At 67.0% G+C, this 15,647-nt stretch carries 15 protein-coding genes; 9 read left to right on the top strand and 6 right to left on the bottom strand.

The features are described 5' to 3' along the window. The first annotated feature begins 18 nt into the window (after window positions 1-18). Complete coding sequence (locus IT549_RS01425; RefSeq protein WP_292969471.1) at window positions 19-2,073, top strand: S9 family peptidase; 2,055 nt, start codon at window positions 19-21, stop codon at window positions 2,071-2,073. Further along, on the top strand, window positions 2,070-2,483 hold the full coding sequence (locus IT549_RS01430; RefSeq protein ID WP_292969472.1) for an acyl-CoA thioesterase: 414 nt from the start codon (window positions 2,070-2,072) through the stop codon (window positions 2,481-2,483). The genes IT549_RS01425 and IT549_RS01430 overlap by 4 nt, the downstream gene beginning before the upstream one ends. Here the strand turns inward: IT549_RS01430 and IT549_RS01435 are convergent. Together IT549_RS01435 and ald are read right to left on the bottom strand one after the other, a co-directional pair. Beyond that, window positions 2,475-4,196, bottom strand: a complete 1,722-nt coding sequence (locus IT549_RS01435; protein ID WP_292969473.1) for a diguanylate cyclase — start codon at window positions 4,194-4,196, stop codon at window positions 2,475-2,477. The two genes, IT549_RS01430 and IT549_RS01435, sit on opposite strands and share 9 nt — an antisense overlap. Window positions 4,197-4,299: 103 nt before the next feature. Continuing rightward, complete coding sequence (ald, locus tag IT549_RS01440; RefSeq protein ID WP_292969474.1) at window positions 4,300-5,415, bottom strand: alanine dehydrogenase; 1,116 nt, start codon at window positions 5,413-5,415, stop codon at window positions 4,300-4,302. A 135-nt stretch (window positions 5,416-5,550) separates the two neighbouring features. On the opposite strand from ald, the gene IT549_RS01445 reads away from it, so the two are divergent. From IT549_RS01445 to IT549_RS01455, 3 genes are all read left to right on the top strand, one after another. Then, window positions 5,551-6,009 (top strand): Lrp/AsnC family transcriptional regulator, encoded by a 459-nt coding sequence (locus IT549_RS01445; RefSeq protein ID WP_292969475.1) that lies wholly within the window; start codon window positions 5,551-5,553, stop codon window positions 6,007-6,009. Between the two features lie 266 nt (window positions 6,010-6,275). Further along, on the top strand, window positions 6,276-7,430 hold the full coding sequence (locus IT549_RS01450; protein ID WP_292969476.1) for a DUF2157 domain-containing protein: 1,155 nt from the start codon (window positions 6,276-6,278) through the stop codon (window positions 7,428-7,430). After that, window positions 7,427-7,990, top strand: a complete 564-nt coding sequence (locus IT549_RS01455; protein ID WP_292969477.1) for a hypothetical protein — start codon at window positions 7,427-7,429, stop codon at window positions 7,988-7,990. Before IT549_RS01450 ends, IT549_RS01455 begins: the two co-directional genes overlap by 4 nt. On the opposite strand, the gene IT549_RS01460 is transcribed toward IT549_RS01455, so the two are convergent. The 4 genes from IT549_RS01460 to IT549_RS01475 all read right to left on the bottom strand — a co-directional run bounded on the left by IT549_RS01460 (window position 7,987) and on the right by IT549_RS01475 (window position 12,941). After that, window positions 7,987-8,856 (bottom strand): MBL fold metallo-hydrolase, encoded by an 870-nt coding sequence (locus tag IT549_RS01460; protein ID WP_292969478.1) that lies wholly within the window; start codon window positions 8,854-8,856, stop codon window positions 7,987-7,989. The genes IT549_RS01455 and IT549_RS01460 overlap by 4 nt on opposite strands. A gap of 221 nt (window positions 8,857-9,077) precedes the next feature. Continuing rightward, a complete protein-coding gene (locus IT549_RS01465; RefSeq protein ID WP_292969479.1) occupies window positions 9,078-10,640 on the bottom strand; it encodes a HAMP domain-containing sensor histidine kinase in 1,563 nt (520 codons plus the stop codon). Window positions 10,641-10,678: 38 nt separating this feature from the next. After that, window positions 10,679-11,395 carry a response regulator transcription factor gene (locus IT549_RS01470; protein WP_292969480.1) on the bottom strand — a complete coding sequence of 239 codons (717 nt, stop codon included), beginning with the start codon at window positions 11,393-11,395 and terminating at the stop codon, window positions 10,679-10,681. Between the two features lie 31 nt (window positions 11,396-11,426). Next, window positions 11,427-12,941 (bottom strand): DUF4173 domain-containing protein, encoded by a 1,515-nt coding sequence (locus IT549_RS01475; RefSeq protein WP_292969481.1) that lies wholly within the window; start codon window positions 12,939-12,941, stop codon window positions 11,427-11,429. Between the two features lie 119 nt (window positions 12,942-13,060). Here IT549_RS01475 and IT549_RS01480 point away from each other — a divergent pair, with 119 nt between their 5' ends. The 4 genes from IT549_RS01480 to IT549_RS01495 all read left to right on the top strand — a co-directional run bounded on the left by IT549_RS01480 (window position 13,061) and on the right by IT549_RS01495 (window position 15,505). Beyond that, window positions 13,061-13,849 (top strand): kinase, encoded by a 789-nt coding sequence (locus IT549_RS01480; RefSeq protein ID WP_292969486.1) that lies wholly within the window; start codon window positions 13,061-13,063, stop codon window positions 13,847-13,849. A gap of 46 nt (window positions 13,850-13,895) precedes the next feature. After that, window positions 13,896-14,354, top strand: a complete 459-nt coding sequence (locus IT549_RS01485; protein WP_292969482.1) for a hypothetical protein — start codon at window positions 13,896-13,898, stop codon at window positions 14,352-14,354. An 88-nt stretch (window positions 14,355-14,442) separates the two neighbouring features. Beyond that, on the top strand, window positions 14,443-15,018 hold the full coding sequence (locus tag IT549_RS01490) for a hypothetical protein (RefSeq protein ID WP_292969483.1): 576 nt from the start codon (window positions 14,443-14,445) through the stop codon (window positions 15,016-15,018). After that, entirely contained in the window at window positions 15,011-15,505 is a 495-nt protein-coding gene (locus IT549_RS01495; RefSeq protein WP_292969484.1) for a hypothetical protein, read from the top strand. Before IT549_RS01490 ends, IT549_RS01495 begins: the two co-directional genes overlap by 8 nt. The last annotated feature ends 142 nt before the right edge of the window (window positions 15,506-15,647 follow it).

The raw sequence follows: 15,647 nt of genomic DNA on the forward strand, positions 1-15,647 counted from the left end.
CCACCATAGAGCCATGCCATGACTCTTGCCACTCCTCCCGTCGCGCCGAAGAAGCCGCACGTCGAAAGCCACCACGGGATCGAAATCAGCGATGACTATGCCTGGCTGCGCGATCCGGGCTATCCCGAGGTGACCGATCCGCAGGTGCTGGCGCACCTCAAGGCCGAGAACGCCTGGTTCGAACAGCGCATGGCCCCGCAGCAGGGCCGGATCGACACCCTGTTCAAGGAAATGCGCGGCCGGATCAAGGAAGCCGACAAGTCGGTGCCGCAGAAGGATGGCGACTACCTCTACTGGATCGAGTTCGAGCAGGGCGCCGAGTACAAGAAGTGGTGGCGCCGGCCGGTGGCGGGCGGACCCGACCAGCTGATCCTAGATGAGGTCGCGCTGGCGGCAGGCAAGGAGTACTTCCGGCTTGAGGCCCTGTCGGTCTCGCACGGCGGGCGGCTGCTGGCCTGGTCGTTTGATGACAACGGCTCGGAACGCTACACCGCGCGGATCACCGATCTGGCCAGCGGCGAGCTGCTGGCTGACGAGATCCCCGGAACGCTGGGCAGCCTGGTCTGGGTCGCGGGTGACAAGGGGATCGTCTATACCCCGGCCAACGAGCAATGGCGCACTGACCGGGCCTGCCTGCACTGGCTGGGCCGTCCCCTGGCCGAAGATGCCGAGCTATACCGCGAGGCTGATGAAGGGTTCCGGGTCAGCGCCGGGCTTTCCGCCAATGAAGAATGGCTGATCCTGTCCTGCGGTGATCATGAAACCAGTGAAGCGCGGCTGGTTCCCGCCGCCGATCCGCTGGCCCCGGCGCAGCTGATCTGGCCGCGCCGCAGCGGGGTCGAATACGATGTCGATGTGGTCGAGGACATCGTCTTCATCCACGCCAACGACACCCACGAAAACTTCAGCATCGTCTATGCCCCGCTGGCCGAGCCCACAGTGACCGCACCGCTGATCGAAGGCAGCGACGACGTGTACCTGACCGGGTTCGAGCTGTTCCAGGACTTCTGGGTGGTCGAAAGCCGGGTGCGCGGGCTCGATCACATTGAGGTGCGCTATTACGGCGAGTTCGACCGCGTCGAGCCGATCCAGTTCCCCGAAGCGAGCTATGTCGCCGGGCTGGGCGACAATCCCGAATGGGCGGTTTCGACGCTGCGCCTGTCCTACGAAAGCATGGTCAGCCCGGCCTCGGTGCTGGAATACGATGTTTCCGCGCGCAGCATGACCACGCTCAAGGTGCAGGAAATCCCTTCGGGCTATGATGCCTCGCTCTACACCACCGAACGGCTGGAGATCGCCGTGCGCGATGGCACACGGGTGCCGGTTTCGGTGGTCTATCGCCGGGATCGCATCGCGCCTGGGCCGCTCTACCTTTATGGCTACGGCGCCTATGGCATCGCAATCGATCCGGGGTTCTCAACCGCACGGCTGAGCCTGGTCGATCGGGGGTTCGCCTATGCGATCGCCCATATCCGCGGCGGTGATGACCTGGGCCGGGCCTGGTACAAGGCCGGCAAGCTGGAGCGGCGGACCAACACCTTTACCGACTTTGTCGATGTCGCGCGGGGCCTGATCGAGCGCGGGCTGACCCGGGCCGGGCACATCGCGATCTCGGGCGGTTCGGCCGGGGGCGAGCTGATTGGTGCGGCGATCAATTCCGATCCTGGCCTGTGGGGCGCGGTGGTGGCGCATGTGCCGTTCGTCGATGTACTCAACACCATGCTCGATGCCTCGCTGCCGCTGACCCCAGGCGAATGGCCCGAGTGGGGCAACCCGATTGAGGACCAGGCCGCGTTCGAACTGATCCGGTCCTATTCGCCCTACGATCAGGTCAAGGCCCAGGCCTATCCGCCGCTGCTGGTCACCGCCGGTCTGAACGATCCGCGCGTGACCTATTGGGAACCGGCCAAATGGGTGGCGAAGCTGCGCGAATTGAAGACCGACCAGAACGAGCTGCTCCTGAAGACCAACATGGGCGCGGGCCATGGCGGCAAGAGCGGGCGGTTCGAGAGTCTGCGCGAAACCGCCGAGGAGTTTGCCTTCGTGCTGTGGCAGCTGGGGGTAGAGGGATGACCAACCGCCACTCGATGACCTTCACCGCGCTGCCGGAACACATCGACGAGCTGGGCCATGTCAACAACGCGGTCTGGGTGGACTGGATCCAGCAGATCGCGATTTCCCACTGGTCGAGCGTTGCCGCGCCCGAGCATCAGGAAGTCTACTTCTGGGTCGTGACCCGGCACGAGATCGACTATCGCGGCAATGTCGGTGAGGGTGAGGTGGTGACCGCCGAAACCTTTATTCCGAGCGCGCCCACCGGCGCCCGGTTCGACCGCCGGGTCGATTTTCGCAATGCTGAAGGCAAGGTGATCGTCAGTTCGAACACCACCTGGGCGATGCTTGAGCGCGCCAGCGGCCGGCTGGTCCGCGTGCGCGCGGATGTGACTGCCCCGTTTCGGCCTTTTGCCGACGAATTAGGCTGAGGCTGCGCGGCCCTGGCCGGCTGCTGGCCGGGCAAAGGCGGTCATCCGCTCCTGGACCATCCGGTTGCGGCCGGCGCGCTTGGCCTGGTAAAGCAGACCATCGGCCCGTGCATAGATCGCGGCAAAGCTGGCATCGGGCATGACTTCGGCCGGAATCTCGACCACACCCATGCTGGCGGTGAGCGGCTGGTCGAGACCATCGACATCACGTGCAACCCGCGCTGTCAGTGACCGCCGGACGTGTTCGGCGCGCTGTACGGCCAGGCGGCCGCGCAGCAGCAGCATGAATTCCTCGCCGCCCATCCGCACCGACAGGATGTCGCGCTCTTCGGGCAGGGCGGCGGCCACGGCCAGCAGCACCCGATCGCCTACGGTGTGGCCATGGCGATCGTTGACCTGCTTGAAATGATCGAGATCGATCAGCGCCATGGTCGCAAAGCCGTCCTTGCGCAGTGCAGCAAAACGGCTTTCGATCGCGCGGCGGTTGAGCAGACCGGTCAGCGGGTCACATTCGGCCAGGCGGGTCATCTCGCTGGCCAGCACCTGCGACTGGGCATGGTCACGGCGCAGCTGGATGAACCGGTCGGCGATAGCGATCGAACCGATCAGCACCTCCAGCCCGATGGCGGCGCGTTGGGCGATGAACAGACTGAGCGGTTCGGCCTGATTGCCCAGCATGCTCTCGGCGATCTGCCAAAGGCTGGTGACCAGCAGTGGCAGCCACGAAGCGATCAGGAAGCGTACTGCCCGGCTGCCATTGCGATAGGCATTCCATAGCGGCCAGCTGAAGATCGCGATTACCGGCAGCCAGTTGAGGTAATAGGCGTTCACCCCATAGGCCTGCAGCCAGTCCATCGTCGCCAGGAAGAAGGCGATGTTGGCAACTACCCACAAGGCCGCAATTCGCAGGGCCCGCCGATGCTGGGGTGCCAGCATGTCGGGTTCGATGAAATCGCTGGCCATCATGATCGCCGATGCGGCCCCGCCGCAAAATGTCAGCGCGATCAGCATCGAGATCGTACCGACCGGCACATTGGCAGCCAGTGGTACCAGACCGGACGAGATGAAGGTGTGCGTCAGCAGGAAACCGACCACCGCGATGTGCCACAGCAGGAAGCGGTCGCGCAGGACGCGGAACAGTGCCAAGTTAAAGAACAGCGGGACCAGCAGGATCCCGCACAGCGCTGCCAGCACCACCTGTTCGGTGGTTACCGGTGGGCCGGGCTGGCGATACAGGCGGACATTGTTGATCAGCGGGGTGGAGGTGGCACCGACAAAATCCAGCGTGATGCGCCGTGCCGGGGCCCCGCTATCCGGCAGGTCGATCGCCATGCCCATGTGACCGTAGGGCACGAAATCGTGGGTCGAAAGCTGGTGCAGGCTGACCTGCCCATCACCGCGCTCGATCGCGATCGTCAGCGCTTCGAACCGCGACAGGCGGGTTTCGAGCCGGGCCGGCACCTGGCCTGCTGGGCCCAGGTCAAAGCGCAGCAGCGTGTGGCGCGATCCGGCAAACCATTGGTCGTCGCTGCAAATCCAGCCAGTCGGGCCGGATCTGACAGCGGCGGCTTGCCGGGCCGTGTCGGCATAGGCGTGGCAGGCCGGCTTCAGACCTGCTTCGGGCCTGCCGGTGTGCGCCGCCGCCGGCGCCGCCAGACCAAGCAGCGCCAGCGCGAGCCAGCGCAGGGCGAGCCGGATCAGGCGTTGGGACAAGTGCAGGCCGGCATCCATCCTTGCCAGAATAGGCTGCCAGCCATGCGGATTGGTGTCGCAGTCTGGTTAACGCGGCGGCAACACCTGCATCAAGCGCTTGTCCCTAGGCCAGAACTTCGCTGACCGGGACGTAAGCGTAGCCCAGGTCGCGGGCCACGGCCTCGTAGGTCACCTTGCCGTCGTGGACGTTGAGGCCCGCGGCCAGGTGCGGGTTGGCCCCCAGCGCGGCCTTCCAGCCCAGATCGGCGATCTTCAGCGCGTGCGGCAGGGTCACATTGTTGAGCGCATAGGTGCTGGTCCGCGCCACCGCGCCGGGCATGTTGGCGACGCAGTAGTGGACGATCCCGTCAACCACATAGATCGGATCGGCATGGGTGGTGGCCTTGCTGGTTTCGAAGCAGCCGCCCTGGTCGATCGCGACATCGACCAGCACCGCGCCCGGCTTCATGGTCTTCAGCATGTCGCGGGTCACCAGCTTGGGCGCGGCGGCACCGGGGATCAGCACCGCGCCGATCACCAGATCGGCCTCGGCGACCTGCTGCGCCAGGCTCGCCTTGCCCGAATAGAGCGTGCGCGCGCGGCCTTCGAAATGGTTGTCGAGTTTTTCCAGCACCGCCGGATCGCGATCGAGAATGGTCACATCGGCACCCATGCCGACCGCCATCTGCGCGGCGTTGAAGCCGACAACGCCGCCGCCGATCACCACCACCTTGGCCGGCAGCACGCCCGGGACCCCGCCCAGCAGCACGCCGCGCCCGCCATGCGCCTTTTCCAGCGCCGAGGCACCGGCCTGGATGCTCATCCGGCCCGCAACCTGGCTCATCGGCTTCAGCAGCGGCAGCGAATTGTCGGCCCCGGTGACGGTTTCATAGGCGATCGCGGTGACGCCCGACTTGACGAGGTCGGCGGTCTGTTCGGGATCGGGGGCCAGGTGCAGGTAGGTGTAGAGGATCTGTCCCTTGCGCAGCTGCGCGCGTTCGACCGCCTGCGGTTCCTTGACCTTCACCACCATTTCGCACTCAGCGAAGATCTCGGCAGCAGTGGCCTTGATAACGGCCCCGGCGGCCTGATAGTCCGCGTCCGAGGCGCCGATCCCGCTGCCTGCCGCGGTTTCGACCCACACTTCGTGGCCGTGCGCCACCAGTTCGCTGACGCTTTCGGGGGTCAGTCCGACGCGATATTCGTGGTTCTTGATTTCCTTGACGGTGCCGACGCGCATGGGGGCCTCTCCTTGGCTCTGAATGGGCAGCAGGATACGCCGGGGCGAAGCGAATGTTTCACCAGATATCGCCTTCACCTGCCGGTGAAACGGTGATAATTCCCGATGAAAGGCAAAAGATCGGAAAATATCACCATGGATCGCAACGACGTTCTGATCCTTGAAGCACTCCAGAAAGACAGCTCGCGCTCGATCGCCGACCTTGCCGAAGCGGCGGGGGTTTCGCCCTCGGCCTGCCACCGGCGGATCAAGGCGCTCGAGGCGGCGGGGGTGATCACCGGCTATGCCGCGCAGCTCGATCCGCAGGCACTGGGGCTCAAGCTGCAGGCCTTCGTCGAGATTACCCTGACCAGCCAGAGCCGCGAGGCGATGGACCGGTTCGAGCGTGCCGTGGCCGACTTTGACGAGATCCTCGATTGCCACCTGATGGCCGGGCAAGCCGACTACCTGCTGCGGGTCGCCGCGCGCGATCTGGAACAGTACGACCACATCCACCGCGATTGCCTGGCTGCCTTGCCCGGCGTTTCCTCGATGCGGTCGGCCTTCGCGATCCGCCGGATCAAGCGCTGGAGCGGCTATCCGGTGCGGGGTTAGTTGATGAAACACATCCTGGGTGCATTCTATGAGTTTTCCATAGGCGGGCCCCAGATGCGCCAAAGCCGCGCTGGGGGCGCGGCTTGGTGAAGGGTCCGGACTGTGGCGGCAGGGGCTGGGCCCGCCGGGCGGTGCATGCGGCATGGCGGGGAGTGTGACAGGTTCCGGGCGTGTAGGAAAATCGAATTGTCATCGCGGCCGGTGCGGTCCCGTCCCCCCCCTGAAAAGGCTTGTTCGCCCGGACCATTGCGATAAGCATGGCGGCAATGAACGAACGCAAGCTCAAGGCCTGGGTCGATGGCGGCGTGATCGACGCCGAAGCCGCGGCGCGGATCCGGACCTGGGAAGCAGCCCATGCCCGCCCGCTGGCGCTGTGGGCGGTGATCGGGATCGGCGCGCTGGCGATCGGGCTGGGGATCGTGCTGGTGGTCGCGGCCAACTGGGACGACATTCCGGCCATGGTCCGGCTGGGCATCCACCTGGCGCTGGTGGCTGCCGCGCTGGGCCTGGCCTGGTGGCAGGGTGACCGGCTGCGTGATCGCAACCCGTGGATCGAGGAAGGCCTGCTGTTCGTGATCGGCGCCCTGGGGCTAAGCTTCTTTGCCCACCTGGGCCAGGCCTACCAGACCACCTCACCCTTGTGGCAGCCCCTGCTGACCTGGCTGGCGCTGCTGGGGCCGCTGCTGTTGCTGCGCGGGCAGAGCTGGCTGACCGCGCTGGCGCTGATGCTGGCCATGGGCGGCGCGGCAATCAGCTATGCCTCGGGCGGTTACGACACACTTGATGGCCGATGGAGTGGCCCCAGCCCGGATGAAGTGGCAATCGTCACTTCGCTGCCGCTGCTCGCCGCCGGGCTGGGCGCGCTGCTGCGTCTGAGCCCGGGCCGTGAGGTGATGGGCCTGCGGATCGAGCAACTGGGCATGATCTATGCCGTGGGCATGGCCAGCCTGATGGCAATCGGGATCTATGGTTGGGGCAGTGGCAGCGATGGCGGCGATCCTGATTATGGCGCCGGCCCGCTGGGCCTGCGCGCAGCGGTGCTGCTGGCCGGCGCGGCCATCGTCTTTCTGGTCCACCGCGCAGCCAGTGGCAAAGCCGCCGCTGCGGTGCTGGCCGGGGCCGCCGCGATCGTGTTGCTGTCAGGCCCGGCCGAAGGCCAGACAGCCTTTGCCGCGATCCTGTTCATCGCGCTGTGGGCCGGAGTGGCTGCCGCCAGTATCCACGGCGGCTGGCGTGCAACCTTTCAGGTCGCCGTGGCGATGGTCGCACTGCGGCTGATCGTGCTCAGCTTCGAATTTGATGATGACCTGCTTGGCAGCGGGCTGGGGCTGATCGCCAGCGGGGTGATGATCCTGGGCGTGGCCTGGGCGGCGGTGGTGATTGCCCGCCGCTATGCCCCGCCCCGGGAGGCGTCGGCATGACCCGCGCCGCACTGCTGCGGCTGGGCGCCGTGCTGCTGCCGCTGGCCGGACTGGCCGGGCTGTGGCTGACCACTGACCGGACCGCCAGTCAGGGGCAGGTCTGGCTCGCCCCGGTCGAAGGCTTTGATCCGATGGACCGGCTGCAGGGTCACTATGTCCGCTACCAGATCGTCTGGCCTGGGATCGTTGATGAAGACGGTTCGCCGCGCTGGAGCTATGAACCGGTCTGCATCGAGGGGCGCCCGCCGATCATCACCGAGGTGATCGAACGCCAGCCGGGCATGGCCTGCGCCAATCCGGTCAATGCCCAAAGCGTTGAGCCGGGCCGGTTCTATGCCTCGCTTGAGCGGGCCCAGTCGATCGAACGCCAGCTGGCCGATCCCAAGCTGATCGGCACCCTGCGCTTTCGCCTGCGCCCCGATGGCCAGATTGTCCCGCTCGACATCAGCTTCGCCCCGCGCCCGGCGAACCGGCCCAGTCGCCGCCAGGCGGCCGATGCCGCGCGGGAAATCGAGCCGGTGGTCGAGCCGGCTTCGGACGGGTCCGACCCGCCGCGCTAAACCTCAAACCGGAACGCATCCCCTTCGCGTCGCACCTTGCCGGCGGTCGGCCCGGCATAATGTGTGCCGATCACCAGCACATCGCCATCAGCCCATTCGCCAAACATCCGCGCGCGCGTTTCGGCGGCCTGGCGGGGATCGCTGTCAAAGGCCGGGGACCAGTCGGGGTGGGGCATCTGGCAGGGGTGGTGGCTCATGTCGCCGGTGATCACCGCGCGCTGGCCCTTGCTTTCGATTCCCACGCTGACATGGCCGGGGGTGTGGCCCACGGTCGGCACCAGCCGCACCTCGTCCGAAATCCGGTGGTCGAGCTCGACGAATGCCGCCAGCCCGGCATCAAGGATCGGCTGGACCGAATCCGCCATGATCTGGCGCTGGTTGTCTTCCTCGAACGCGTTCCAGTGATCGTATTCGGCCTGGGCGAAAAGGTAGCGGGCCTTGGGAAAGGTCGGCACCCAATGATCGCCCTGGCGCATGGTATTCCAGCCGACGTGATCGACATGCATGTGGGTGCAGACGACCGCATCGACGCTTTCGCGGCTCCACCCGGCCTTTTCCATGTGCCGCAGGAACGGGGTCGATAGTGCCACTCCGCCCAGCAGATTGCGCGGCTTGTCGTTGCCGATGCAGGTATCGACGACCAGCCTGAGACCCGGCGCATCGACCAGCAGCGCGTGGATTGAAAGCAGCAGCTCGTCAGCTTCGGAGACGAAATGCGGATAGAGCCAGGGGTGCTTGCGCAGTGCCTCGCGGGTGGCCTGCGGCAAAAAGGTCCCTTCGGCGCCGCCCTTCAGCGGCAGCATCATTTCGACGATCCGGGTGACGGTTACGTCCCCGACCTGCCAGCTGAGGGGTGGTTGGCTCATTTGGACTCTCCCTGTTGTGGGGGAGGCTAGCCGGTGCGGGCAGGCAGGGAAAGGCCCTCTCCAAATTCGCCGAATGGCGCATTTGGGGAGGTGGATCGTCCGCAGGACGAGACGGAGGGGGAATGGCGCGAGGGCAGAGGCCCCTCCGTCATTTGCTGGCGCAAATGCCACCTCCCCATTTGTCGCCTTCGCGAAAAATGGAGAGGGTCCAGCTCCTGACCCTAACCCGCCACCGGCAGGGTCAGCACGAAGCAGGCCCCGCGCGGGCTTTCCTCCAGTTCGAGCGATCCGCCCCGGCTTTCGGCCAGCGCCCGGGCGATCGGCAGGCCCAGCCCGGTGCCGCCGGTCTCGCGCTTGGACGTGAAGAAGGGATCGAACACCCGCACCCGGTCGGCCTCGGGCACGCCGGGGCCATTGTCGTTGAGCGCGATGCCGGCAAAGCGGCCGCGGTGCCCGGTGGTTACCGCTAGGGCGCTGGCCCCGGCCTGGCGGGCGTTCTCGATCAGGGTGGCAAGCACCGTTTCCAGCGCTTCCTCCTCGATCGCCAGCAGCGGATAATCGGGCTCGATGGTATAGGTTACTGCGAATTGCGGGCTGGAATGGGCATCGGCCAGCCGCGCCAGCACCGCCGCGACATTGCCGCGTGCTTCGCTATCGCCGCGGGCCATGTCGGCCTGGGCCAGCTCCATCAGCCGGCTGACCAGCCGCGACAGCCGATCGGCATCGCCTTCCATGTTGGACAGGAACCGCGCGCGTTCGGCCTTGCTCATCCCCTCGCCGTGATCCTGCAGCAGTTCCAGCCCGCCGCGAATGCCGGCCAGCGGGGTCTTGAATTCGTGGCTGAGGCTGGCGGCGAAATCGCGCAGGTAGCGGCTGCGGCGGTTGATCGCCTCGGCCATCAGCGCAAAGTCGGCGTTGAGGCTGCGGATCTCGCGCACTTCCAGCGTTGGCGCGCGCAGCCGGGCGCTGCGGCCCTGGGCCAGTGCGCGGGTCGCGTCGGACAGCCGCTCAACCGGGACCACGATCGCGCGGGCCAGCACCGCCGCGATCGCCAGCAGCAGCACGAAGATCACCCCGGCGCCGACCGCGATCTTGCCCCAGTCCTCCCACATGCCGCGAAACAGCGCGCTGGGCGAGCGTGAGACCAGCACCGCGCCCACCACCTGCCCGTTGACGGTGATCGCGCGGGCGTGGTGCAGGCGAATGTCGGTCGCGGGGCTCAGCCAGTGCAGCAGCCAGCCGCGCTGGTAGCTGGAATTGAGCCGCATCACCGTCTGCGAACCACCGGCCAGCGCCGCACGCACTTCGGGCAGGCGGCCCAGGCTCCAGCCGGTCTGGCGACCATTGACCATCACCCCGTCGCGGTCGAGCAGCACGATCGAGGCCAGCGTTGCCGCCTTGGTTTCGGCCAGCGCCGGGGCGATCCGCTGGGCGGCGGCCAGCGCCGCCGGATCGGGCGGAGCGCGGGCGGGCAGGGCCGGGGGGCGTTCGGGCAGGATCGGGGTCGATCGCAGGTCGATCCCGGTGGTGATCGCCGCGGCATAGGGATCGAGCCGCGACATCTCGGGCACCGGCGGGGCTTCGGCCTCGTCAACCTGCGCAGGCTGCGCGCCGGGCCAGACCAGCGCGGTGCTGGCGGCCAGCGCCGCGGCCTGGGCGCTGACTTCGGCCTCGGTCCGGCGAACCAGCGCGTTCTCGTACACCCGAAGGCCCAGCGCGGCGATCCCGGGCAGCGCGGCGGCGAACAGCAGCACGCTGACCAGCAGCCAGCGCAGCCGCGGCACCGGCCAGAGCCGCCGGGCCCAGCGCCTGAGCGAGGCGATCAGCCGCCGGATCGAGCGCCCCCGCTGCAGGGGCCAAGCTTGTAACCGACCCCGGCGCGGGTCTCGATCACGTCATGCCCGCCCGCTTCGGCGAACTTGCGCCGCAGGTTGCGGATGTGGCTGTCGATCGTGCGGTCGGTGATCGCGAAGCCGGGGCCGTGCAGCTGGTCGATCAGCTGGTCGCGGCTGAGGATCCGCCCGGGCGCGCCGACCAGTGCCTTCAGCAGGTTGAACTCGCTGACGGTCAGGGCCACCTCGGCCCCGTCCCAGTGCGCAACCCAGCCTTCGGTATCGAGGCTGAGCTTGCCCTGCGCCACGGCGTCGCTGGCGGCGGGCGGCGGCACCTCGCGCGGAGCGGCGCGGCGCATGATCGCGTTGGCGCGGGCCACCACCTCGCGGGGGCTGAAGGGTTTGACCACATAGTCGTCGGCGCCCAGCTCGATCCCCAGCACCCGGTCGAACTCGTCATCGCGGCTGGAGAGGAACAGCACCGGGACCTCGCTCGAGCTGCGCAGCCGGCGGCAGACCTCCAGCCCGTCCATTCGCGGCATGTTGATGTCCAGCACCACCAGATCAGGGGTCTGCCGCGCCACTTCGGCCAGCGCCTCCTCGCCATCGGCGGCCTCGCAGACCTCAATCCCGGCCTTGTCGAAGGCAAAGGCCAGCAGCTGGCGAATATGCGGGTCGTCATCGACCAGAAGGACGCGGCGGGTCATGGGGTTAGATGGCGCGGTTTGCGAGGCGAGGTCAATCGTCAAGGTAGCCATAGCAGGGCCCTTCCAGAGCGTGAGCGGATATTTCGGGTCCGACAAGCGCGCGCGCCTTGTCCAGCCGGTGGTCGAGAGCAAGGCTCCAGCCGCCATCGCCGCGCTGGTCAGCCATCTTGCGCATCACGTTGTTGCGGACCGAACGGACCTTGTTGTGCAGAGCTTCGGGCAGCGGGCGCTGTTCAAGCTCGACCAGCGAAAGCAGGGCCGATCCATTGAGATCGTTGAGGTAGCACAGGTCCAGCTCGGCCCCGTCGCCGTCGATCTCGCGGGCGTGGCGCACGTTCCAGCTGGCCGCGACCGCGCCCAGATCAACAAAGCAGACCACGGTAAGCAGCACGGCGGTGGTGGCGAGGTTGGCGTTGATCAACCAGCTCGCGCTCTTTTCCTTGAGCATCCGCCACAGCACCAGCAAGAGCCCAGCCGCGACCAGCGCCATCCACAGCAGCGCCGAAATCCTCAGCTCTGTAAGCGAATAGGCCTCGACATAGTCCCAGGTGCGCCAGGCCGCGCTGGCCACCAGCACCAGGTTCTGGACGATCCACAGTGTCACCAGCCCGCGCGCCAGCGGGCTTTGCGCGGTGCGCGATCCTGGGCGCAGCGCCACCAGCACGAACAGCGCGGCGAGCAGCGCGGTCGCCACCAGCGGATAGGCGCCGCGGTGGGCATATTCGGACAGCACGATCCCGTCGGGCAGCTCGGCGAGGCCCGAGAGGTAGGCCAGGTCCATCGCGTTCTGCAGCGCGAACAGCGCGTTGAAGGCCAGCAGCGACAGCGTGACCGCCGCCGAGGAGAAGCCCGGGATCGGCAGATCGCCGCTGCCATCGAAAGTGCCAAAGGTGTGGCGCGGCGGACGCGGGCGCAGCACGCCCCAGCTGATCAGCCCCAGAAAGCCCAGCAGGATCATGTGCGGAATGAACATCCAGTCGAAATCGGGCGGGGTGAGCGAGGCGAAGAACCGTTCGATCACCGGGTTGGCCTGCGCGAACAGCCACAGGAACAGCGCGCTGCCCAGCAGCGGCAGTACCAGCACCGCCAGACTGCGGCGCAGGCCCCAGTTGCTGGGCGGCAACTTGCGCCGGACCTTTGACAGGATCGCCAGATCGATCAGCGGGCCGAACAGCGATTTGAAGCCGTGCACGAACAGCCGCTGGAACCAGCGCCAGCCATCGTCGAACCGCGCGGTGCCGGGCAGCAGCGTGGCCAGCCCGATCGCCACCCAGAACAGCGCGAAGGCCAGCGGGCTGGGATCCCACAACTGGGCCAGGGCATAGAGCGCGGCAATGCCCAGCGCGATCATCGCCCGCTTGTCGCGGCGCACCGCCGGGCGCGCGGCGGCCAGTGCGGCGCAGAGGCCGAGCATGAAAATGCCCTGCACCCCGGTGGCCTGTTCCAGCTCCCAGAACACATAATTGCCCAGCAGCACGACCAGCGCAGTCAGCCCCAGCTTGAGCGCGAAGGCCCCGGTCCAGCGTTCTTTCGACAACAGTCTCATGCGTCAGTCTCCCTGTTGGGGCCTGTCTGGCCGCGTGCTGTGAACAGGGTTGCGGTGCGGCCATGCCAATCCGGTGGCCTTTGTGTGCAGACGCAGTGCAAGCCTGCTATATCAAGGCCATGCCCGATCCCGCCTTGCTGCATAACCTGCTCGACATGATCCGCGCCCGCCCGATCGAGCGGCTGTTCGTGCTGGGGATCTGCGGCGCGCAAGGTTCGGGCAAGAGCACGCTGGTCGCCGCGCTGGCCGATCGCCTGGCCCGCGAAGGGATCGCCGCCGCCATGCTGTCGCTCGACGATCTCTACCGCACCCGGGCGGAGCGTCAGGCGCTGGCGCGCGAGGTCCACCCGCTGTTCGCCACGCGCGGGGTGCCCGGCACGCATGACGTGGCGCTGGGGCTGGAGGTGGTCGATGCGTTGGCCCGGGGCGAGGGCGCCGCGCTGCCGCGCTTCGCCAAGGGCCAGGACGACCGCCTGCCGCGCAGCGCCTGGCCGCTCGCCCCCGCCGCAACGCAGGTGCTGCTGCTCGAAGGCTGGTGCCTGGGCGCCCGCCCGCAGGACCCCGCCGCGCTGGCCGAGCCCGCCAACGCGCTGGAAGCGCAGGAAGACCCCGGCGGCATCTGGCGCCGCCACGCCAATGCCGCGCTGGCCGGACCCTATCAGGACTTGTTCGCCCGGATCGACCGGCTGGTCCTGCTCGCCGCGCCGGACTGGCAGGTGGTCGCCCAGTGGCGCGAACAGCAGGAGGCAGAGCTGCGCGCCACCGGGGCCGCGCTGGCCATGACCGGAGCAGAGGTCCAGCGCTTCATCCAGCATTACGAACGCCTGACCCGCTGGATCCTGCTGGAAATGCCGCAGCGCGCCGACCTGGTCGTGCAGCTTGACCATGCGCGCGGAATTGTGGCGTAACGCGAAGCACTTGCTGGTTGGCCCGCGCCGGGATAGCTTCCCATTCATGCGTCGAGCCAGCACCGCCCCCGGTAACCGACTCTGGCTTGCCGCCGGATTGCTGGCACTGGCCGGGACGATCGGTCCGGCCGAGGCAATCGGCGTGCGGCGCCCCCCGGCGCTTGGGCCGCCGGTTACGGTGCGGGTCGAACTGGTCGAAAACGATGCCACGGTCATCGACCAGGTGGTATCCGGGCTGGTGCGCCGCATGGGGCACGTAACGGTCGAGCGGGACCTGACCGAACTGCGACCTTGCCCGCTGGGAGGGCGCACGGATTTCGTCACCAGATTCATTCATGAGGTGGAGCTGGGGCTGCAGCACCGCCTGCCAGAGCAAGGCGGGCTCTCGCTCAAACTCAGTGTGCGGCGCCAGACGAATCCACTCAGTGCGGCTATTTCGATCCCCGATGCCAAAAGGCCCCGATCGATCGCTATTCTGACCGGATCGAGCAGTTCGTGTTTGTGAAACCGGGGCAAGCGACCGAGGTGCCGATCCTGGCCGGAATGCACGTGCGATTGACATTGCAATGAAACCAGCCGCGCCGCGCCTTGCCATGATCGCCTTGGCCGCCTTTGCCGGTCTGCTCGGGCCGCAGCCGCTGCAGGCCCAGTACGAGCAGACCTTTCAGTTGCGCGCCGGATTTGGGCACCATGTCCAGCTGCGCCGTCCAGAGGCCAAGACCCCGCTGATCACTTACGACGTGCTGATCAGCAAGAACGGTGAGTACTTCTGGAGCGGGCCGCTGACCATCTCGGTCGATAACCAGAGCGATGAAGTGGTCCTGCAGCAGGCTGCCGATTGTGGGATGGTCATTCTCGCCTTTGCCGGGGAGCGGGCAGAACCCGCCGGGGCCTGGACGCTGGACTATCGCCAGACCGGCGCCAGCCTCGTAATCGGCCTGCGGGCGGACAACTATCCGCCAGGCAACGTGACTTACCGTTTCTCGCTCGACCTGCGCGGCGGGGAACCGGCACCGGGTGCCAAGGGCGCTGACCGCTGCGAATCCGAGCCGTGGCGGTGGCGCGACTTTTCCTGGCAAAGCGATTTCGCCGAGCCGGGCGAACGCGAATTCGAACTGACCGGGCGCGAAGGTTTCACGGTTCGTTTCAGGAGAAGGCCCGATGCCTAGAATTGCAACCGGGCTGCTCGCCATCCTGCTGGCCACCCCCGCCTGGGCACAGGTTCCCGCCGAACGCATCAGCGTGCGTGATCTTGAAGTTGTGGTGACCCGCGATGGCAGGGAAATTGCCCACGAAACGCTGCGCCTGCCGGTCAATCCCGATCGCAAGGACCAGTCTCCGCGCATGGTCAGTTATGAGCGCAGATGGCAAGACGAACGAACACTGAAATGCGGCAAGGGCGAATCCTGGTCCGAAATCGAATCTTCGCTGGAGATCAGCGCGGGAGAGCGAACGGGGATGACCGATTTGAGCTTTGAGTGGAATGAACAGATAACTCTGAACGACTACAACGGGCGCTGCGACAGGATTCCGAAGAACGAGGAGCGGAAGCTGAATGTCCGCACCACCCTGCTGCTCGAATCCGGTACCACCCAGCGCTGGGTGGGCGAACATGGCATCGTTGTTACCGTAACGACGCGCGAAAGCGCCCGCTAGACCCTGTCCTGTTTGGGCGGAGGCGTCGACGCGGAGCCGAATTTGGCTCAGCGTGAGGCGCGAGGAGGGAGCCATGCCGTTGCATAGTGACCGACGAGCAACGCGGCGCTGGGCCAAATTCGGCCCGCCCCTGCGGGGTCGC

This window comes from Novosphingobium sp., assembly GCF_020852455.1.
In the GTDB taxonomy this organism is placed as follows: domain Bacteria; phylum Pseudomonadota; class Alphaproteobacteria; order Sphingomonadales; family Sphingomonadaceae; genus Novosphingobium.